At 60.3% G+C, this 20,340-nt stretch carries 20 protein-coding genes; 4 read left to right on the top strand and 16 right to left on the bottom strand.

The genetic code is table 11. The features are described 5' to 3' along the window. Positions 1-18: 18 nt before the first annotated feature. The 6 genes from NDJ10_RS03605 to NDJ10_RS03580 form a co-directional block, all read right to left on the bottom strand. A complete protein-coding gene (locus NDJ10_RS03605) occupies positions 19-1,632 on the bottom strand; it encodes an HD family phosphohydrolase (protein WP_296159757.1) in 1,614 nt (537 codons plus the stop codon). A 122-nt stretch (positions 1,633-1,754) separates the two neighbouring features. Beyond that, on the bottom strand, positions 1,755-2,600 hold the full coding sequence (queF, locus tag NDJ10_RS03600; RefSeq protein WP_296159756.1) for an NADPH-dependent 7-cyano-7-deazaguanine reductase QueF: 846 nt from the start codon (positions 2,598-2,600) through the stop codon (positions 1,755-1,757). Positions 2,601-2,874: 274 nt separating this feature from the next. Then, on the bottom strand, positions 2,875-3,645 hold the full coding sequence (yaaA, locus tag NDJ10_RS03595; RefSeq protein ID WP_296159755.1) for a peroxide stress protein YaaA: 771 nt from the start codon (positions 3,643-3,645) through the stop codon (positions 2,875-2,877). A gap of 67 nt (positions 3,646-3,712) precedes the next feature. After that, a complete protein-coding gene (locus NDJ10_RS03590; protein ID WP_296159754.1) occupies positions 3,713-4,303 on the bottom strand; it encodes a DUF3501 family protein in 591 nt (196 codons plus the stop codon). Positions 4,304-4,316: 13 nt separating this feature from the next. Continuing rightward, positions 4,317-5,666 (bottom strand): heterodisulfide reductase-related iron-sulfur binding cluster, encoded by a 1,350-nt coding sequence (locus NDJ10_RS03585; RefSeq protein ID WP_296159753.1) that lies wholly within the window; start codon positions 5,664-5,666, stop codon positions 4,317-4,319. 123 nt (positions 5,667-5,789) lie between these two features. Continuing rightward, positions 5,790-6,212 (bottom strand): rubrerythrin family protein, encoded by a 423-nt coding sequence (locus tag NDJ10_RS03580; protein WP_296159752.1) that lies wholly within the window; start codon positions 6,210-6,212, stop codon positions 5,790-5,792. On the opposite strand from NDJ10_RS03580, the gene NDJ10_RS03575 reads away from it, so the two are divergent. The 4 genes from NDJ10_RS03575 to NDJ10_RS03560 all read left to right on the top strand — a co-directional run bounded on the left by NDJ10_RS03575 (position 6,211) and on the right by NDJ10_RS03560 (position 11,877). After that, entirely contained in the window at positions 6,211-6,348 is a 138-nt protein-coding gene (locus NDJ10_RS03575) for a hypothetical protein (protein WP_296159751.1), read from the top strand. The genes NDJ10_RS03580 and NDJ10_RS03575 overlap by 2 nt on opposite strands. Positions 6,349-6,503: 155 nt before the next feature. Beyond that, positions 6,504-7,067, top strand: a complete 564-nt coding sequence (gene ahpC / locus NDJ10_RS03570) for an alkyl hydroperoxide reductase subunit C (protein WP_296159750.1) — start codon at positions 6,504-6,506, stop codon at positions 7,065-7,067. Between the two features lie 169 nt (positions 7,068-7,236). Further along, on the top strand, positions 7,237-8,841 hold the full coding sequence (gene ahpF, locus NDJ10_RS03565) for an alkyl hydroperoxide reductase subunit F (RefSeq protein WP_296159749.1): 1,605 nt from the start codon (positions 7,237-7,239) through the stop codon (positions 8,839-8,841). A 102-nt stretch (positions 8,842-8,943) separates the two neighbouring features. Beyond that, positions 8,944-11,877, top strand: a complete 2,934-nt coding sequence (locus NDJ10_RS03560; protein WP_296159748.1) for a valine--tRNA ligase — start codon at positions 8,944-8,946, stop codon at positions 11,875-11,877. Between the two features lie 53 nt (positions 11,878-11,930). Here the strand turns inward: NDJ10_RS03560 and serA are convergent, their stop codons facing one another. The 10 genes from serA to NDJ10_RS03510 form a co-directional block, all read right to left on the bottom strand. Beyond that, positions 11,931-13,172: a phosphoglycerate dehydrogenase gene (serA, locus tag NDJ10_RS03555; protein ID WP_296159747.1), complete on the bottom strand. Its 1,242-nt coding sequence runs from the start codon at positions 13,170-13,172 to the stop codon at positions 11,931-11,933. Between the two features lie 30 nt (positions 13,173-13,202). Further along, positions 13,203-13,682: an Rrf2 family transcriptional regulator gene (locus NDJ10_RS03550; RefSeq protein WP_296159746.1), complete on the bottom strand. Its 480-nt coding sequence runs from the start codon at positions 13,680-13,682 to the stop codon at positions 13,203-13,205. A gap of 58 nt (positions 13,683-13,740) precedes the next feature. After that, a complete protein-coding gene (locus NDJ10_RS03545) occupies positions 13,741-14,301 on the bottom strand; it encodes a NifU family protein (protein ID WP_296159745.1) in 561 nt (186 codons plus the stop codon). A gap of 51 nt (positions 14,302-14,352) precedes the next feature. Continuing rightward, positions 14,353-14,841 carry a Fe-S cluster assembly sulfur transfer protein SufU gene (sufU, locus tag NDJ10_RS03540; RefSeq protein ID WP_296159744.1) on the bottom strand — a complete coding sequence of 163 codons (489 nt, stop codon included), beginning with the start codon at positions 14,839-14,841 and terminating at the stop codon, positions 14,353-14,355. Next, a complete protein-coding gene (locus NDJ10_RS03535; RefSeq protein WP_296159743.1) occupies positions 14,838-16,097 on the bottom strand; it encodes a cysteine desulfurase in 1,260 nt (419 codons plus the stop codon). Before NDJ10_RS03535 ends, sufU begins: the two co-directional genes overlap by 4 nt. After that, on the bottom strand, positions 16,094-17,422 hold the full coding sequence (gene sufD / locus NDJ10_RS03530; protein ID WP_296159742.1) for a Fe-S cluster assembly protein SufD: 1,329 nt from the start codon (positions 17,420-17,422) through the stop codon (positions 16,094-16,096). The genes NDJ10_RS03535 and sufD overlap by 4 nt, the downstream gene beginning before the upstream one ends. Then, on the bottom strand, positions 17,419-18,204 hold the full coding sequence (gene sufC / locus NDJ10_RS03525; RefSeq protein ID WP_363318684.1) for a Fe-S cluster assembly ATPase SufC: 786 nt from the start codon (positions 18,202-18,204) through the stop codon (positions 17,419-17,421). The genes sufD and sufC overlap by 4 nt, the downstream gene beginning before the upstream one ends. Next, positions 18,201-19,637 carry a Fe-S cluster assembly protein SufB gene (sufB, locus tag NDJ10_RS03520; protein ID WP_296159741.1) on the bottom strand — a complete coding sequence of 479 codons (1,437 nt, stop codon included), beginning with the start codon at positions 19,635-19,637 and terminating at the stop codon, positions 18,201-18,203. The genes sufC and sufB overlap by 4 nt, the downstream gene beginning before the upstream one ends. Next, on the bottom strand, positions 19,634-19,990 hold the full coding sequence (locus NDJ10_RS03515; protein ID WP_296159740.1) for an iron-sulfur cluster assembly accessory protein: 357 nt from the start codon (positions 19,988-19,990) through the stop codon (positions 19,634-19,636). The genes sufB and NDJ10_RS03515 overlap by 4 nt, the downstream gene beginning before the upstream one ends. Positions 19,991-20,111: 121 nt before the next feature. Then, the gene (locus NDJ10_RS03510) at positions 20,112-20,339 is read right to left on the bottom strand and encodes a sulfurtransferase TusA family protein (protein ID WP_296159739.1); all 228 of its coding nucleotides are present in this window, start codon (positions 20,337-20,339) and stop codon (positions 20,112-20,114) included. Position 20,340 lies beyond the last annotated feature (1 nt).

The raw sequence follows: 20,340 nt of genomic DNA, 5'->3' as shown, positions 1-20,340 counted from the left end.
TTTGGAAAAATTGAATTTTCAGGACGGCAGCCGAATCTCGTCAATTTGCATCGGGTCGACAAACTCGTGGGCATAACGCAGGTAGACACCTTGCTGGATGAAAACATCAAACAAATCGGCGTCAATATGGCCGTCTTCTTTCATCTTGACCATGATGCTGATGGCCTGCGAGAGTTTCATGCCCAGCTTGTAGGGCCGGTCCGAAGCGGTGAGGGCTTCAAAAATATCAGCGATGCCCATGATGCGCGCCTGCACCGACATCTGTTCCCGCGTGAGTCCTTTGGGATAACCCTTGCCGTCCATGCGTTCATGGTGGCCGCCGGCATATTCGGGTACGTTTTGCAGGTGTTTGGGCCAGGGCAACTTCTCCAGCATCTTGTTGGTTGCCACGATGTGGTAGTTGATGGTGTCGCGCTCGGCCGCAGTCAGGGTGCCTTTGCGGATACACAGGTTGTCGACCTCGTCGATCGACAGGAAATCGGTTTGCCGGTGTTCGGGGTTGCGCCATTGGTAATGGCTGCCAATATGCCGGACACGGGCCACGGCAGCATCACTCATGAACTCACCGCCTGAATTGGCGGTGCGCAAAAAGTCCCGGTCAGCGTCAAGCGTGTCGAGCCGGCTTTGCAGGCTGCATGTGGCCGCACGTTCTGCTGCGGCATCAACGCAGGGGCGCAGCGCCAGTTGCTGGCGCAGTGCCTCAATTTCGGCGTCGCGTTTGAGGACCTCGAAACGCGTGTCAATCAGGTCGATCCGGTCATACAGGGTTTGCAGCTTGGTCGCCTTGTCCACCACGTGTACCGGCGTCGTGACTTTGCCGCAATCATGCAGCAGCCCTGCAATCTTGAGTTCGTAGCGGTCCATTTCGGTCATGGAAAAACCAGCCAGCGGACCTTCCTGGTGTTGTGCCGTGGCATCGGCCAGCATCATGGTCAGGGCCGGCACCCGCTGGCAGTGACCGCCGGTGTAGGGCGATTTCTCGTCAATGGCCATGTTGATCAGGCTGATGAAGGATTCAAACAGATCTTCCAGCTGTTTCATCAGCAAGCGGTTGCTCAGCGCAATGGCCGCTTGTGACGCCAGCGATTCCACCAGTTGCTGGTCGGCCTTGGAGAAGGTGGTGACCTCGTTGCTGCCGGGCTCCAGGGCATTGAGCAATTGCAGGACACCAATCACATCACCGTCCTGGTTGCACATGGGTACGGTCAGGAAGGATTGCGAGCGGTAGCCGGTGTTCTGGTCGAATTTGCGGGTGCCCGAAAAGTCAAAATTCGGGTCGCTGTAAGCGTCTTCTATGTTGACGGTGACCGTGTGAATGGCCGCATAGGCGGCGACCAGCGAGTCGTTGGGTGTACCGTTGGCATGGGTCAACGGCAGGTCGGCGAAGTTGATTGGCTGACCGGCGCTGCCGCCCATGGCAATGTTCAGCGAATCGGTGCGCATGATCTCAAAGCGCAAACTGTCAGCGCCCACGACCTTGCTGTATATGGTGCCGCCGTCAGCCCGGGTGATGCCTTTGGCCGCCATCAGGATGTATTCCAGCAGGCGCGTGATGTCGCGCTCCTTGGACAGCGCCACACCGATGTCATTGAGTTGCTCGAGTCGTCCCAGCAAACCCTCAACCGTGTTCATGTTGGTATTTGTTGCAATGCTTGTCATGGTTTTATTTTGTCAAAAGGTGCTGGTGCCATTCCAGCCCAGAGATGGTGCATTACCGGCAGGCTCCCATTATTGCTGTGCGCGCGGGTTCCTGACTACTGCCGTGCATTGCGGCGATTGGCAGGCAGGGCCTGTGGGTAGCTGGTGCGAAACGGGTTGATGTCGAGCCCGCCGCGGCGCGTATAGCGGGCATAAATGCTGAGTTTGTGCGGCTGACACCGTGACTGGATGTCCATGAACATGCGCTCCACGCAGTGTTCATGAAAACCCTGGTGATTGCGAAAGCTGATGATGTAGCGCAACAGTCCGGCCTGGTCGATTTGCGGGCCAAAGTAGCTGATCTGCACACTGCCCCAGTCGGGTTGGTCCGTCACCGGGCAGTTGCTGCGCAACAAATTGCTGGTGAGCACTTCGGTCACCGGGGCCTCTTCGGTGGCTGCGCTCAGCAGTTCGGGGGCGGGCGTGTAGCGGTCGCAGTCCAGCTCCAGCCGGTCCAGGCTCAGGCCGTCGAGCTCCTCGATCGGCTCGCGATCAAACCACTCGGGTGCCACCAGCCGCACGCCCACGCTGGACTGCACGATGCCGCCGCGCCAGGCCGCTTCCGTGAGGTCGGCGCGCAGGCGGGACAGGACCTCGGCGGCATCGGGGAAGCGGGTGTTGTTGAAGCTGCCCAGGTAGAGCTTGAGCGATTTGCTCTCGATGATGTTGATCGACTCGCAGGGCACCGTGATGTGCGCCAGTGCGACCTGCGGCTTGCCGCGCAGATTAAGCCAGCTCAACTCGAATGCGGTCCACAGGTCGGCACCCAGAAAAGGCAGGGTGGTCCCGATGCCCAGCTCAGTGCGCTGCGGCGCGCGTGCGATGGGAAACAGCAGGGCGGCGTCGTACTGGTCTGCATACAGTGTGGGTTGACCGAGCGGGGAATGGATGGACGAGGTCATCAAAGAAGCCAATCAAGTAAAAACGCCCGGTCACATGACCGGACTCTGATCAGCCTGAATCTACCACCAGTATCAACCTTGGTCTGTGGTGCTTTTCGTGATCGCGTCCAGCGCCAGCTTTTTCGGTTTGACGACGTTGCGCACGGGTGCGGCCCAGAGAGCGAGAGATTTCATACGAATCATGAGTCGACGCTGCGCAGCGCAGTTCGGCAGACCATGCAGCCGCAAGTCATGGATTGCTTCACTTGCGTTCGCAATGGCACCGTTTTATGCGTTACTGCCGGCGCCTGAACACCAGCCGCTCGGGCCGGGAGACGCCGCTGTCAAAAGCGTAACCGTCGAGATCAAAACCCTTGAGCTGCTCTGGCAGGCTCAGGCGCCGGGTGGCGGCAAAGCGCGTCATCAGGCCGCGTGCGCGCTTGGCGTAAAAGCTGATGATCTTGTACTTGCCGTCCTTGAAGTCTTCGAACACGCAGTCGATCACCCGTGCCTTGAGGGTCTTTGTGTTCACCGCCTTGAAGTATTCCTGGCTGGCCAGGTTGATCACCACTGGCGTTTTGTCGCGCTGCAAGCGGGTGTTGAGGTAGTCGGAAATCTGTGTGCCCCAGAACTGGTACAGGTCCTTGCCGCCCGGATTGGGCAACCGGGTTCCCATCTCCAGCCGATAGGGTTGCATGTAGTCGAGTGGCCTGAGCACCCCGTACAGGCCGCTCAAAATGCACAGGTGGTCTTGCGCCCAGGCCAGCTCGTCGGCACTCAGGGTTTTGGCATCGAGGCCGTCATAGACATCGCCGTTGAAGGCCAGTACCGCCTGCTTGGCGTTCTCTGCGCTGAATTTGGGGTGCCAGGCCTGGTAGCGTGCCACGTTCAGGCCCGCCAGGCTGTCGCTCAGGCTCATCAGGCTGGCAATCTCCTGGGGCGACTTCTGGCGCAACAGGCCGATCAATTCCCGCGCCTGCGACACAAACAGCGGCTGGCTGTGCGGCACGTCGGAGGCGGGGGGGGCAAAGTCGAGTGATTTGGCGGGGGAGAGTAAAAACAGCATGGGTGTCAGGGCCTGGACATAAAAAGAGCTTCACGAGGAGGCCCTGATGATAAGCACCCTGACCGGCTTAATGGAGGTCGCAAGCCAGCGATGCCAGTGTGTCATCGGCCACAGTCACATGTGCCGGGTAGTTGGTGTGGTCGCACCCCACCTTGACCGCCGCACCCGCCTTGACGGCGGCGCACATGGCCGGAGTCAACTCGAAGCGGGCAAAGTGCACGGCCGAGGTTTTTTCTTCGTTTTCACGGTCCATGTCCTCATCGGCAATGGCATAGACGCGCTTTTGGCCTTCCACCTCGACAAACAGATGGTCTTCCACACCGATCAGGCGTGCCAGTTCACGCTTGCGCTCGCTCACATCAGGGTATTCCAGCAGCACCGTCGCTGTCCAGTTGCCGCCGCCGGGTACGAGCGCGGCATAGGCGTCGATTTCCTGCTGGATGCCGTCTTCTTCAAAGATTTTCTCAATGCGCAGCATCTCCTGGATTTGGTAACGGATCGTGGTCTCGGACTCGAACTGCAGCGTCATGTGCTCACCCAGATGCACATTGCGCAACTTGCGGTGCGCCATCACGGTGGGTTTGTTGGCCTTGCGCCATTTGCTGTAAGCCTCCAGGCTCATCAGGCTGTCGGGGGTGATGTGGCCGGTGATCTGCATGGTGTGTTCCGTGTTATTTCAGTCCGTAGGCTTTGGCGATCAGGCTCAAGGGGTGTTGCAGTTCGGGCGTACCAAGCTGGTTCACCTCAAAGCCCTGGGCAATGTGGTGGCCACCGAGCGGGCAGTCGGAACTGATGTAGTCGGGCTTGCTGCCGTCTTTCATGCTGGCCATGCCCTTGAACAGCGGCTTGCCGATTTTCATGGCTTGCTGGTGGTACAGCTTCTTGACGCCAAAGGTGCCGGCGTGGCCCGAGCAGCGCTCGAAGGTATTGACCGTGGTGCCGGGCACCATCTTGAGCATTTCCTCGGTTTTCTTGCCGATGTTCTGTACCCGGCCATGGCATGGGATCTGGTAACTGACGTTGCCCAGCGGCACCGGAAACTCTTCCTTGAGCAGGCCGTCACGCTTGCGCTGCATCAGGTACTCGAACGGATCCCACATGCTCTCCTTGACCAGCTGCACGTCGGCCTCATCGGGGTACATCAGCGGGATTTCCTGCTTGAACATCAAGGCGCAACTGGGTACTGCCGCCAGAATGGCAAAGCCGTCCCTGGCGTAACGCACCAGCATCGGAATATTGGCTTCCTTGCTGGCGTTGACAGACGCCAGGTCGCCCAGTTCCAGCTTGGGCATGCCGCAGCATTTTTCTTTCTCAACCAGCACATAAGGGATGTCGTTGTGGTCGAGTATCCTGAGCAGGTCCAGGCCAATGCCGGGCTCGTTGTAATTGATGAAGCAGGTAGAGAAAATGACCACCTTGCCCGGGGTCTTTGCGCCATCTTTGACGATGGTGGCTTGTGCCTCGGGTGCCGCCGAACGGAATTTTTTGCTGGCCAGGGAGGGCAGCCAGGCGTCCTTGTCCACGCCCGCCACCTTTTCCATCACGCTGCGCGCCGCCTTGGTCTTGTTGACCGCGTTGGCCACCTGCACCACCACCGGAATGCCTGCGAGTTGGCCATGCACGTCGGTCGATGCCAGAAATTTCTCGGCAGCTCCCACGTCGCCTTTTCTGAACTTGATGGCCTTGGCGCGCAGCATGGTGTGCGGGAAGTCGAGGTTGAACTGGTGCGGCGGCACGTACGGACACTTGGTCATGTAGCACAGGTCGCACAGGTAGCACTGGTTCACCACTTTCCAGTAGTCTTTTTTGTCAACGCCATCCACTTCCATGGTCTTGCTCTCGTCCACCAGGTCGAACAGTGTGGGAAATGCGCCGCACAGGCTGACGCAACGGCGGCAACCGTGGCAGATGTCAAAGATGCGTTCCAACTCGACAAAGGTTTTTTCTTCGTCGTAATACTCGGGGTTCTTCCAATCAATCGCATGACGGGTGGGTGCTGACAGATTGCCCTCGGTGGCCATGGTGATCTTCCTTGTCAAGACGGTTGTGGTGGCTCGGGAAAAGCAAAGGCACGTGGCGCAGTCGCGCGACTTGGGGTCGGCATTGGGCGCTGCAGGCAGCGCCCAACACGAATCACTCAAACATCAATCAACCAGCTCGGCCAAGGCCTTGGCGTAGCGGTTGGCGTGCGAACGCTCGGCCTTGGCCAGGGTTTCAAACCAATCGGCCACCTCGTCGTGGCCTTCTTCGCGTGCGGTCTTGGCCATGCCGGGGTACATGTCGGTGTACTCATGGGTTTCGCCAGCGACAGCCGAGGCCAGGTTTTGGCGGGTGGCGCCGAACGGCATGCCAGTGGCCGGGTCGCCACATTGTTCAAGCCATTCCAGGTGACCGTGGGCGTGACCGGTTTCGCCTTCCGCGGTAGAGCGGAACAGAGCCGCCACGTCAGGCTGGCCTTCCACGTCGGCCTTGTTCGCGAAATACAAATAACGCCGGTTGGCCTGGGATTCGCCAGCGAATGCGGCTTTCAGGTTGTCTTCCGTTTTCGAGCCTTTGAGTGCTGCCATGGAAATCTCCTTGAAGTTGACGAAAAAAGAAATTGGCTTTGAGCAAAATGTGCCAAAGACAAATCCAGCATATATGGCCAAACAGCGACTGGTCAAATTGGTACTGTCAATGCGCTTGATTGATCCGGACTATTGAATGCCGCTTATCGATGCAAGGGCGCGCCGTCGCGTCATTAAATTTGACTATCAATAGCTTATTGATAATGCATCATGAATTCGATAGAAATGGACTATGATAGATCCTATCGGCAAACAACCGACCTATTTTTTTCAACCTTCAAGGAATTACTTATGTCATTGATCAACACGCAAGTTCCCGCTTTCAAAGCCCAAGCCTTCCACAACGGCAAATTCGTCGAAGTCAGCAACGAAAGCATGAAAGGCAAGTGGTCGGTCGTGATCTTCATGCCGGCTGCCTTTACCTTCAACTGCCCGACCGAAGTTGAAGACGCGGCCGACAACTATGCCGAATTCCAGAAAGCCGGCGCTGAGGTCTACATCGTGACCACCGACACCCATTTCTCGCACAAAGTCTGGCACGAGACCTCTCCCGCTGTGGGCAAGGCCAAGTTTCCGCTGGTTGGCGATCCGACCCACACCTTGACCAACGCCTTTGGCGTGCACATCCCTGAAGCTGGTTTGGCCCTGCGCGGTACCTTTGTGATCAACCCGGACGGCGTCATCAAGACCATGGAAGTACACGACAACGCGATTGCCCGTGACGTCAAGGAAACCCTGCGCAAGCTGCGCGCCGCCCAGTACGTGGCTGCTCACCCCGGTGAAGTCTGCCCTGCCAAGTGGAACGAAGGCGCCAAGACCATTGCACCGTCGATCGACCTGGTCGGCAAGATCTGATCAGCTTGACCGCCCCTGCCTACCCGGCAGGGTGTTGAGCGCAGCGCAGGTGCCGAAACATCCCCCGGCACGTGCGCTACCCTCAGCAAATCCCATCAACTTGTGCTTCCACGGCCTGCGTCATGAACGCAAGGTCGCAGTGGACTGCACCCTGAAACCGGAGAAAACCATGCTCGACGACAGCCTCAAATCGCAATTGCAGCAATACCTGGCCCTGCTGCGCCAGCCCATCCAACTGATTGCCTCGCTGGATGCGAGCCAGACCAGCGTCGACATGCGCGAACTGCTGGAGAGCATCGTCAGCCTGTCCGACAAGGTCACACTCGACACCAACGGCGTGGATGCCCGCAAGCCTTCGTTTGTGGTGGCGCGTCAGGGTGAGACGCAGGGCGTGCGCTTTGCTGGCCTGCCGCTCGGCCACGAGTTCACCTCGCTGGTGCTGGCCCTGCTCTGGACCGGCGGCCACCCGCCCAAGTTCGAGGCCGATGTGCTCGACCAGATCAGGGCGCTCGATGGCGACTTCAACTTTGAGGTCTTCATGTCGCTGAGCTGCCACAACTGCCCCGACGTGGTGCAGGCGCTGTCGTTGATGGCCATCCTCAACCCCAAGGTCAAGACCACGGTGATCGAGGGCGGCGCCTTCCAGGAAGAAGTGACACGCCGTGAAATCATGGCCGTGCCAATCGTTTTTCTCAACGGCGAGAATTTCGGCTCGGGCCGCATGCTGCTGGAAGAAATCGTCGGCAAGCTCGATACCGGTGCGGCGGCGCGCGACGCCGCCAAGCTCAGTGCCAAAGACCCCTATGAGGTGCTGATCGTTGGCGGCGGCCCGGCCGGTGCCGCAGCCGCCGTGTACGCCGCACGCAAAGGGATTCGTACCGGCGTGGCAGCCGAGCGCTTTGGCGGTCAGGTCAACGACACCATGGCCATCGAAAACTACATTTCGGTGTTAGAGACCGACGGCCCGAAATTTGCCGCTGCAATGGAGGCCCAAACCCGGGCCTACGACGTTGACATCATGAACCTGCAGCGTGCCGACGCCATCGTGCCGGCCAGCCAGCCCGGTGGGCTGATTGAAGTCAAGCTGGCCAATGGCGGCACGCTGAAATCACGCACCGTGATTTTGTCCACGGGTGCCCGCTGGCGCAATGTCAACGTGCCCGGCGAGCAGGAGTACAAAAACAAGGGCGTGGCTTATTGCCCGCACTGCGACGGCCCGCTGTTCAAGGGCAAGGACGTGGCCGTGATCGGCGGCGGCAATTCTGGCGTCGAGGCCGCCATCGACCTGGCCGGTGTCGTCAAGCACGTCACCGTGATCGAATTCATGCCTGAGCTCAAGGCCGACGCGGTGCTGGTCAAGAAACTGCACAGCCTGCCCAACGTGACAGTGCACACCAACGCCCAGACCACCGAGATCACCGGTGCCGACGGCAAGGTCAACGGTATGCGCTACAAGGACCGCGCCAGTAACGAAGAGCACCTGGTGCCGCTCGAAGGCGTGTTTGTGCAAATTGGCCTGGTGCCCAACACCGAATGGCTCAAGGGCACGGTCGAACTCAGCAAGTTCGGTGAAATCGTGGTGGACGCCAAAGGCCACACCAATCTGCCCGGCGTGTTTGCTGCGGGCGACTGCACCACCGTGCCGTACAAGCAGATCGTGATTGCCGCCGGTGACGGCGCCAAAGCCGCGCTGAGTGCCTTTGATCACCTGATCCGCACGCCAGCGGCGGAAAAACCAGTGGCTGTCGCTCCTGCAGAAGCGGCCCTGGCCTGAGCCCGGGTGGAGCAAGGCGGGCTCGGTAAAATCCCGGCCAGCCCCTCTTTTTATCTTGAGCGGCGCCTGTTGGGCGCCGTTCGTCATTTTTGGCACCATCCCATGACCGATACCCTTGACCAGCCCGGCCTCAACAGCCTGTCCAAATCGTTTGAACCCGCCGCGCTCGAAGCGCATTGGGGACCGGAGTGGGAAAAGCGCGGTTACGGCATCGCCGGCGCAGGCGGTACGGGCCAACCGAGTGCGGACGCTGCCGCGCGGGGCGACAATTTTTCCATCCAGCTGCCGCCGCCCAATGTGACCGGCACGCTGCACATGGGGCACGCGTTCAACCAGACCATCATGGACAGCCTGACGCGCTACCACCGCATGCGCGGCTTTAACACGGCCTGGATTCCTGGCACCGACCATGCCGGCATTGCGACGCAGATTGTGGTCGAGCGCCAGTTGCAGGCGCAGGGCATCAGCCGCCACGACATGGGCCCGACACCGGCCGAGGCGCGCAAGAACTTTGTCTCAAAAGTCTGGGAATGGAAAGAAAAGTCTGGCAACACCATCACCACCCAGATGCGCCGCATGGGTGACAGCGTGGACTGGAGCCGCGAGTACTTCACCATGGACCCCAAGCTGTCCAAAACCGTCACCGAAACCTTTGTGCGCCTGTACCAGCAGGGCCTGATCTACCGCGGCAAGCGTCTGGTCAACTGGGACCCGGTGCTGATGAGCGCAGTAAGTGACCTGGAAGTGGAAAGCGAAGAGGAAGACGGCAGCCTGTGGCACATCCTGTACCCGTTTGCCGACGGCCCGCAGTTGGTGAATGGCGAAATGGCCCCCGGTTTGGTGGTGGCCACCACGCGCCCCGAGACCATGCTCGGCGACGTGGCCGCCATGGTGCACCCTGAAGACGAGCGCTACGCCCATCTGATCGGCAAGCACGTGACGCTGCCCCTGTGTGGCCGCACGATTCCGATCATTGCCGACGACTACGTTGACAAGGCTTTTGGCACCGGCGTGGTGAAAGTGACGCCGGCCCACGACCAGAACGACTACGCCGTGGGCCAGCGCCACAAGCTGCCCATGATTTGCGTGCTCACGCTCGACGCCAAGATTGAAGCCAACGCACCAGCAGCCTATATCGGCATGGACCGTTTTGCCGCGCGCAAGCAGATTGTGAAAGACCTGCAGGCGCTGGAACTGATGGTGGAGATCAAAAAACACAAGCTCATGGTGCCGCGCTGTGCCCGCACCGGTCAGGTGATTGAGCCGATGTTGACCGACCAGTGGTTTGTGGCGATGACCAAGGTCAGCGACCAGGATCCCACGGGAAAAAGCATCACGCAAAAAGCCATCGACGCGGTGCAGTCGGGCCAGGTCAAGTTTGTGCCCGAGAACTGGGTCAACACCTACAACCAGTGGATGAACAACATCCAGGACTGGTGCATCAGCCGCCAGCTCTGGTGGGGCCATCAGATTCCGGCCTGGTACGACGAGGATGGCCAGGTCTACGTGGCACGCAACGAGCTTGAAGCCCAGGCCCAGGCGCCAGGCAAGATACTGCGTCGCGACGACGACGTGCTCGACACCTGGTACTCCAGCGCGCTGGTGCCGTTCAGCACTATGGGCTGGCCCGAAAAAACGGATGATTTCGACCTGTATCTCCCGTCCAGCGTGCTAGTCACCGGTTACGACATCATCTTCTTCTGGGTCGCCCGGATGATCATGATGACGACCCATTTCACCGGCCAGGTGCCGTTCAAACACGTGTACATCCACGGCCTGGTGCGCGACGCGCAGGGCCACAAGATGAGCAAGAGTGAGGGCAATGTGCTCGATCCGGTCGACCTGATCGACGGCATTGGCTTGCCCGAACTGCTGGTCAAGCGCGCCGAGGGCCTGCGCAAGCCTGAGACCGCACCCCAGGTGCGCAAGAACACCGAAAAAGAATTCCCGGCGGGCATTCCGGCCTTTGGGGCCGACGCGCTGCGCTTCACCTTTGCCTCGCTGGCCTCGCTGGGCCGTTCCATCAATTTCGACGCCAAACGCTGCGAGGGCTACCGCAACTTCTGCAACAAGCTATGGAACGCCAGCCGCTTTGTGCTGATGAACTGCGAAGGCCAGGACTGCGGCCTGAAAGAACATACCCAGGAAGAATGCGCGGTGGGAGGAGTCGCCCAAGGCTATCTGGAATTCAGTGCTGCTGACCGCTGGATCGTCTCCTTGCTGCAAAAGGTCGAAGCTCAGGTCGCCCAGGGTTTTACCGACTACCGCCTGGACAACGTCGCCGCTGCGATTTACGACTTTGTCTGGAACGAGTTCTGCGACTGGTACCTGGAAATTGCCAAGGTGCAGATCCAGCAGGGCAACGCCGCACAACAGCGCGCCACGCGCCGCACGCTGATCCGCACACTGGAGACCATCCAGCGCCTGGCGCATCCCATCATCCCGTTTGTGACCGAAGAGCTGTGGCAAAAAATAGCGCCGGTGGCCGGGCGCTCCGGCGCCTCGGTGGCGATTGCCGCTTACCCGGTGAGCCAGCCCGAGCGCATCGACGAAGCAGCTATCGCCCATGTGGCCAGGCTCAAGCAACTGGTCGACGCCTGCCGCAACCTGCGTGGCGAAATGAGCGTGTCGCCGGCCACCCGCCTGCCCCTGTTTGCCCTTGCCGGCTCAGCCGCCGAGGCGACCTTTATCACGCAGGCCGCGCCGGTGCTGCAGGCGCTGGCCAAGCTCAACGACGTGCGGGTGTTTGAAGACGAGGCCGCCTGGGCTGCCGCTGCCCAAGCCGCGCCAGTGGCTGTGGTGGGCGAAGCGCACATTTGCCTCTTTATGGAAATTGACGTGGCCGCAGAAAAAGCGCGCCTGGGCAAGGAGCTGGCGCGCATTGAAGGCGAGATCGTCAAAGCCAGGGGCAAGCTGGACAATGAATCTTTTGTGGCCCGCGCGCCTGCCGCCGTGATCGAGCAGGAGCGCAAGCGCCTGGCCGACTTCGAAGCCACGCTGGTCAAGCTCAGGGACCAACTGGCCCGGCTGGGCTGAGTTCGCCGCAGCCGTCGGGACGGGCCAATGCTGAATTGTTGGCGTTTCCCGTTTCAATACAAAATGCGGCAGCGGATGGTTTCGGGCACGGCACACAGCTCGTCCATGGCCGCCTGGCTGGCGGTGCAATCCACGTCGATCACCACGTAACCGATTTCCTCATGGGTGCTGAGGTACTGGGCGACGATGTTGATGCCTGCGGCCGACAGTCGTTCATTGACGTGTGCCAGCACGCCGGGCACATTGCGGTGGATGTGCAGCAGTCGGCTGCGCCCGGTATGCGCAGGCAACGCGACTTCCGGGAAGTTGACGGCGGAAGTGGTCGAGCCGTTGTCACTATAGCGAATCAGCTTGGCCGCCACCTCCGTGCCGATGTTGATCTGCGCTTCGAGTGTTGAACCGCCAATGTGAGGCGTCAGGATCACATTGTCGAAACGCGTCAGCGGTGAAGTGAACAGGCCATCGTTGCCGTGCGGTTCGACCGGGAAGACGTCAATCGCCGCGCCGTGCAAATGGCCACGCTCAAGCGTTGCAGTCAGCGCGTCAATATCAACCACACTGCCACGTGATGCATTGATCAAGTGACTGCCCGGCTTCATGGCGGCCAGCTGCGCGGCCGCGATCATGTTGGCGGTCTGCGGTGTCTGCGGCACATGCAGGCTGACCACGTCGGCGGCATTGAGCAAGGCGTCAAGGCTGGGCATTGCCAGCGCATTGCCCAAAGGCAGCTTGGCCTCGATGTCAAAAAACAGCACACGCATGCCCAGCTGCTCGGCCAGTACACCAATCTGGGTGCCAATGTGACCATAACCAATGATGCCCAGTGTCTTGCCTCGCACCTCATAAGAATGTGCCGCACTCTTGACCCAGCCACCACGGTGCAGGATGGCATTTTTTTCAGGAATCCCGCGCATCAGCATGATGATTTGTGCCAGCACAAGCTCGGCCACGCTGCGGGTATTGGAAAACGGTGCGTTGAAGACAGGAATGCCCAGGCGCAGCGCTGCTTTCAAATCCACCTGGTTGGTGCCAATGCAAAAGCAGCCAATGGCGGCCAGTTGCTGCGCCTGCTGCAGCACGTTGGCCGTCAACTGGGTGCGTGAACGGATACCCAGCAAATGGGCGTCGCCAATGGCTTCCTGAAGTTGGACGCCAGAGAGCGCCTGGGCATGGGTGACAATACGGGTATAGCCTGCTTCTTGCAGCGATGCCACTGCCGAAGGGTGAATGCCTTCGAGCAAGACAGCTTTGAGACCGCTTTTGGCGGTGGGGAAATCAATCAATTTTTGGATCATGTCAGATGGGTTGAGGTTGGGTTGTTGTGGCTATGTGATGGCAGGACGTCCGCTTGGCGCGACGGCCGGGCGTTGATGAAACGACACGGTTTGTGCTGTTTCGCCGCCCATGCCCTGGGTCAACAGGTCGGCCAGCGTGTAACGGTTGAGATAACTCATGAAACTTTGCAGTGCACCGTTCATGATGCCAGTCAACTGGCAGGTGTTGCTGAGCTGGCATACGGTGTTGCCGGAAAGACATTCGACGATGGCGAAATCCGGCTCAATGCTGCGCACGACAGCCCCCAGATTGACATGGTCAGGACGGGTTGCCAGCCGCATGCCGCCGCCCTTGCCACGCACGGTCTCAAGCCACCCAGCCAGGGCCAGTTGATGCGTGATCTTCATCAGATGCGCCTCCGAAATCGCGTAGGCACGTGCCACCTCCGAAATGGTGCACAGGCGCCCGGGATGCTGGGCGACGTACATCAGAAGACGCATCGCGTAATCGCTCATGACGGTCAGGCGCATGGGCTAACTCCGTCGTTCAGAGTCCGGAAATGGCAAAGAGGGTTCATGCGCATCAACCTCAGGCCGCAATGACTTCGAGGTCGGGTTCCAGTGTGCGCAGTCGGTTCTCGATGCCCTGGAGCGTGCCGGAGATGGAACTCGGACAGGTGCCGCAGGCGCCCTGGTAATGCACGATGAGCTGGTTGCCGGAAAGGCCAAGCACATGCAGGTCACCGCCGTCACCTTGCAGGTAGGGCCGGATTTCAAGATCCAGCACCAGTTCGATGTCGTCAAGGCGCTGGCGGTCTTCCGCGCTCAGGTCGGCCACGCTGGCCCGTGCTGCAAAAACCGCGGCAGCCGATTGCGCGCCGGCGGCGGGTGCGGCCCGCAAGGGGACGGCAATTTCGCGCAATAACTGCTCCCAGTCAGCCTGGCCGTCCTGGGTCACGGTGAGCCAGCTGTCAATGTAAAAAACGTTGCTCACATGCGGGATGGCGAACAGTGCGCTGGCGAGTGCATCGCCCTGGGCCTGTTCAGCGTTTTCATACGAATGGGCGATACCCCAGGTCAGGGGTTCGCGCAAGAGGAACTTCCGCGCGTTCGGATTGGGTGTTTCATCGATGTCAACGATTTTGGGCATGGTGCGTTCCTGTGGGTAAAGCCAGGCTTGTTGCTTCCGTGGTGCGCCGCATCAGGCATCGCCGAGCGGCGCGTGCATCGGGTCGGCTTCAGCCTCGGTTGATACGCTGGGCTCGGCGTTGAATGCGGCCTGCATTGTGTGCCACGGCAAAATGGCACATTTGACGCGCATGGGCAATGCACTGATGCCGGAAAAAACCGCCAGCCGGCCGATGTGGGGCGCGTCCTTGGCGTCGAGGCGGCCGGTGGCCATCTCGACAAATTCGTGCATCAGTGTCTTGGCCTCCAGTGCGCTCCTGCCCTTGACCGCCACCGTCATCATCGACGCCGACGCCTTGCAAATGGCACACGATTCGCCCTGGAAAACGATGTGTTCAACGGTGTCGTCCTTGAGGTCCAACGCAATGTGAATGTGGTCGCCGCACAGCGGATTGACGCCTTCGGCATGGTGGCTGGGGTGTGCCAGTTCGCCATAGTTGCGCGGCTTGCGGTTGTGGTCCAGGATGACTTCCTGGTAGAGGGCTTTGGGATCTGCGCTCATGCGAATACCTTTTGCACGCTGCGAATACCTGCCACCAGCGCGTCCACATCGGCCAGCGTGTTGTAGAACGCAAACGAGGCGCGTGAGGTAGCCGCCACGCCCAGTCGCCGCATCAAGGGCTGGGCGCAGTGGTGGCCGGTGCGCACCGCGACGCCCTCCTGGTTGAGCAAGGTGCCCACGTCATGCGGATGGATGCCGGCAAGCACGAATGACAGCACCGCCGCCTTGTCCCGGGCGGTGCCCAGGAGCCGCACGCCGGGCAGCGCACTCAAGTGTTCGGTGGCGTAGCGTAGTAGCGCATGCTCGTGCGCTGCAATGACCGGCATGCCAATGCGGCAGAGGTAATCCACTGCGGCGCCCAGACCAATGGCCGCGGCAATCGGCGGCGTGCCGGCCTCGAACTTGTTCGGAATCGGTGCGTAAGTGGTCTGCTCGAAAGTGACGGTATGGATCATGTCGCCGCCGCCCTTGAAGGGCTGCATCGCCTCTAACAGCGCGGCGCGGCCGTACAAAACACCGATGCCGGTCGGGCCGCACAGCTTGTGGCCCGAGAAGGCATAAAAATCACAATCCAGATCCTGCACATCCAGCGCCAAGTGCGGCGCGGCTTGCGCGCCATCGACCAGCACCGGCACGCCGTGGGCATGCGCCAACGCGATCATTTTTTTCACCGGATTGATGCTGCCCAGCGCATTCGAGACGTGGCCGACGCTCACCAGGCGGGTGCGTTCGTTGAACAGCGCCTCATAGTTATCAAGCAAAAGTTCTCCCGCGTCGTTCATCGGCACCACGCGAATCACGGCGCCTTTCTCAAGCGCGAGCATTTGCCACGGCACGATGTTGGAGTGGTGCTCCAGCACGGTCAAAATGATCTCGTCACCCGCCTTGATGTTCTGGCGGCCCCAGCCATGCACCACCAGGTTGATGCCCTCGGTGGTGCCGCTGGTAAAGATCACCTCGCGTGCTTCGCGCGCATTGATGAAGCGCTGCAGCGTGATGCGCGCAGCCTCGTAAGCGGCAGTCGCCGTTTCTGACAGGTAATGCACCGCGCGGTGAATGTTGGCGTGCTCGCTGGTCTGGTAGCGCCGCAGCCGGTCCATCACCGGTAGCGGCATCTGGCTTGATGCCGCGTTGTCCAGATACACCAGCGGCTTGCCCGCCACCGTGAGCTGGAGGATCGGGAAATCAGCGCGAATCCGTGCCACGTCCAGAACGGGGGGTGTACTGGATGTGGATGATGTGAACGGGGTATTCATGGCTGGCCTGTGGTTTGTTCGAGCACGGTCTGCTCAAGTTGCCGCCGCAGCGACGCGACCGGAATCCGGTTGATGACCTCTGCGCCAAAAGCGTAGGTCAGCAGATTGCGCGCCACGGACTCTGACAGACCGCGGCTTTGCAGGTAAAAAACTTCATCGCTGTCAAGCTGGCCCACGGTGGCACCGTGCGTGCATTTGACGTCGTCGGCAAAGATTTCGAGTTGCGGCTGGGTATCGACCACGGCTTTGCTGGAGAGCAGCAGGTTGCGGCTGGATTGCGCAGAATCGGTTTTCTGCGCGCCGGGCCGCACCATCACCTGGCCGTTGAACACCGCGTGCGCGGCGCCGCCCACGATGCACTTATGCAATTGGCGGCTGACGCCGTGCGGCTTCGCGTGGTCGATGAAGGTGTGGGTGTCGGCCAACTGCTCGCCGCCGATCAGCGCCAGGCCATCAAGCCTGCACTCGGCCGACTCGGCGGTCTGCCGCACCGTCATGTCGAGTCTGGAAATCTGCCCGCCCAGGGCGATGCTGGCCGAGTGGTAATGACTGGCGGCGCCCAGCGACACGCTGCAACTGGCCATGTGAAAGGCCTGCAGGCTCTCGCGCTGGAGGCGGACATGGTCCAGTTGAGCGCTCGCTCCCAGGGCCAGTTCGGCTACCGCGTTGGTTAAATACGTGCCCTTGTGCAAGGCCACGTAGTCTTCAACCAGAGTCAGCTTGCTGCCGGCGCCGACCACCAACAACAGGCGTGGGTGGCTGGCGACTTCTGGCTGCGTTGAAATGAAAAGCACATGCACGGGCTTGGCCAGTGCGGTGTCGGGCGGCACGATGAGGGCGGCCGCATCCCTTAAAAATGCGGTGTTGAGTGCCGCGAACAAGGCGTCCTGGAATGCAAGGTGCTGGCCTAGATGTTGCGCAATGGCCGGCGTTTGCGTGGCCAGCAGGGAGGTCATGGTGCCCATGAACAGCCCGTCATCCCGGCTGAGGCTGGAGAGCTGCGGCGCATGCACGCCATCGACAAAAACCAGCCGCGTCGCCGCCTCTTCGATATCCAGATGCTTGATGTCTTGCGGCTGCAGAGTGGTAGGCGTGCGCAGCGGCTGAAACGACTGGCTGGCAAAGGTCGCCAGCGGGGTGAAGCGCCAGGCCTCGTCGTGCGTGCTGGGCAAGGTGAGTGCGTTCACGCGCTCCAGCGCCTGGGCGCGCAGCCTTTTCAGCCATGGCGGCTGCGTTGGTGCCGACTTGTCTGGCGGCAGGGCCAGGGCTGCAAGCAGGCTGTCCAACACCCCGCGCTCAGACACTGTGGCTGTGCTGGCGTTCATGACACCGTCCCCGCAGCCTCGGCTTCGATCCAGTCGTAACCGCGTTCTTCCAGTTCGAGCGCAAGCTCCTTGCCGCCGGTGCGGATGATGCGTCCTGCGCTCATCACATGTACGTAGTCGGGAACGATGTAGTTCAGCAGGCGCTGGTAGTGCGTGACCAGCACCATGGCGTTGTCCTTGCTGGCGAGGTGATTGACGCCTTGCGACACCACGCGCAGCGCGTCGATGTCCAGGCCCGAGTCGGTTTCATCGAGAATCGCCAGGCTGGGTTCGAGCAACGCCATTTGCAAGATCTCGTTGCGCTTTTTCTCGCCGCCGGAAAAGCCTTCGTTGACACTGCGTTGCAGAAACTCCGGGCTCATCTCCAGCAGCTTCATTTTTTCGCGCACCAAATCATCAAACTCCAGCGGATCCAGTTCCTCCTGGCCGCGCTCGGCCTGCACCGTGTTGTAGGCGAGACGCAAAAACTGGCTGTTGCCGACGCCGGGGATTTCGATCGGGTACTGAAACGCCAGAAAGACACCGGCGCGGGCGCGCATTTCGGGGGCAAGTTCCAGCAGGTTCCTGCCTTCAAACAGCACCTCGCCGGCCGTCACTTGGTAGGCCGTGTGGCCTGCCAGCACCTTGGCGAAAGTGCTCTTGCCCGAGCCGTTCGGCCCCATGATGGCGTGGACTTCGCCGCGCTTGACGGTAAAGTCCAGGCCCTGGAGAATTTCGGTCCCGTTAACGCTGGCGCACAGGCCGCGTATCTCCAACAGGGTCTGGCTATTTTGAACAATCATCCTACGCTCCCTTCAAGTTTGAACCCAAGCAATTTGGTGGCTTCGACCGCGAACTCCATCGGCAACTGGCGAAACACGTCCTTGCAAAAACCATTGATGATCATCGAGACGGCTTCCTCGGCACCGATGCCGCGCTGCGCGAAATAAAACATCTGGTCTTCGCCAATCTTTGAGGTGGACGCTTCGTGCTCAACCTGGGCGCCGGGGTTGCGCACCTGGATGTAGGGAAAGGTGTTGGCGCTGCACTTGTCGCCCACCAGCATCGAGTCGCACTGCGAATAGTTGCGTGCGCCGGTGGCGCCGGGCATCACCTTGACCAGGCCGCGGTAGCTGTTGCTCGATCGGCCCGCCGAAATGCCCTTGCTGACAATGGTGCTGCGGGTGTTTTTGCCGATGTGGATCATCTTGGTGCCGGTGTCGGCCTGCTGGTGGTGGTTGGTCACCGCCACCGAATAAAACTCGCCCACCGAGTTGTCGCCCAGCAGGATGCACGACGGGTATTTCCAGGTGATGGCCGAACCGGTTTCGACCTGGGTCCAGGAAATGCGCGAGTTGACACCCCGGCACATGCCGCGCTTGGTGACAAAGTTGTAGATGCCGCCGACGCCGTTTTCGTCGCCTGCGTACCAGTTCTGCACCGTTGAATATTTGATGTCGGCGTTGTCCAGCGCCACCAGTTCAACCACGGCTGCGTGCAGCTGGTTGGTGTCAAACTGGGGCGCGGTGCAGCCTTCGAGGTAGGACACCGAGGCGCCTTCCTCGGCGACGATCAGGGTGCGCTCGAATTGGCCGGTATCCTGGGTGTTGATGCGGAAGTAGGTGGACAGGTCCATCGGGCATTTGACGCCCTTGGGGATGAAACAGAACGAGCCGTCGGTGAACACCGCCGAATTGAGTGCGGCGTAATAGTTGTCACCCGCCGGCACCACGCTGCCGAGGTATTGCCTGACCAACTCGGGGTGGTTTTGCACCGCCTCGGAAATCGACCCGAAAATGATGCCGACCTCGGCCAGCTTGGCCTTGTAGGTGGTGGTCACCGAGACGCTGTCAAAAATCACATCCACCGCCACACCCGCCAGCGCCGCGCGCTCGTGCATCGGCACGCCGAGTTTTTCGAAGGTGCGCAGCAGTTCGGGATCGACCTCGTCCATGCTTTTCAGCTTGGCCTTGGGCTTGGGCGCCGCGTAGTAGCTGATCGCCTGGAAATCGATCGGCGGGTGCTTGACCCTGGCCCATTGCGGATCTGTCATTGTCAGCCAGTGGCGGAATGCCTTCAGGCGAAACTCAAGCAGCCACTCGGGTTCGTTCTTCTTGGCCGAAATCAACCGGATGGTGTCTTCGCTCAAACCCTTGGCAGCCACGTCGGACGCGATGTCGGTGACAAACCCGTGCTTGTACGGCTGGTTCACCAGGTTTTGCAAAACGGCGCTCATCCTGCAACTCCCTTGCCGGCACCCTGCTTCAGGCTGAAGCTTTCACCGCAACCGCAGGTGTTCCCAACGTTGGGGTTGTCGACCTGGAAGCTCTGCCGGAGTCCTTCGGTGACGAAGTCAAGGCGCGCGCCATCAAGACTTGGCAGGTCGCGCTTGGCAATCAGCAAGGTGACGTCATGGCTCTCAATGCGCAGCTCGTCGTCGCGCACGTCGTCGGCCAATGCATAGGTGTAGGCATAGCCCGAGCAACCTACTGGTTTGAGACCCACGCGTAGCCCGATACCACTGCCGTGCCTGGCAATTTGCGAGCGGATTTGCCTGGCAGCCGCTTGCGTCAATGTGATTGAAGTCATAAAGCCTCCTATAGGTTTATTTTAAATATATCTTATCAAGAATGCCAAATTTTTGGTAATCCATCAATTCAAGTAGGGGGAATTAACAGCTTGCGAATCCCGGCACCCACATCATGCCAAGTCAACGACGGCGCAACACATGGATGAACTCGGCGCCCACCGTCTGTTGTTCCAGCAACTCGTTGCCGGTCTGTTTGGCAAAGGCCTGGAAGTCGCGGAGGGAGCCCGCATCGGTCGCCACTACCTTGAGGGTCTGCCCGCTTTCCAGCTCGGCCAGCGCCTTCTTCGCTTTCAGGATGGGCAGGGGGCAGTTCAGTCCGTGGGTGTCAATTTCTTTGTCGATGTGCATG

The organism is Rhodoferax sp. (assembly GCF_023700745.1).
Taxonomy (GTDB): domain Bacteria; phylum Pseudomonadota; class Gammaproteobacteria; order Burkholderiales; family Burkholderiaceae_C; genus Rhodoferax.
The sequence above is the reverse complement of the archived record's forward strand: the minus strand, read 5'-3'. Positions and strand labels throughout refer to the sequence as shown.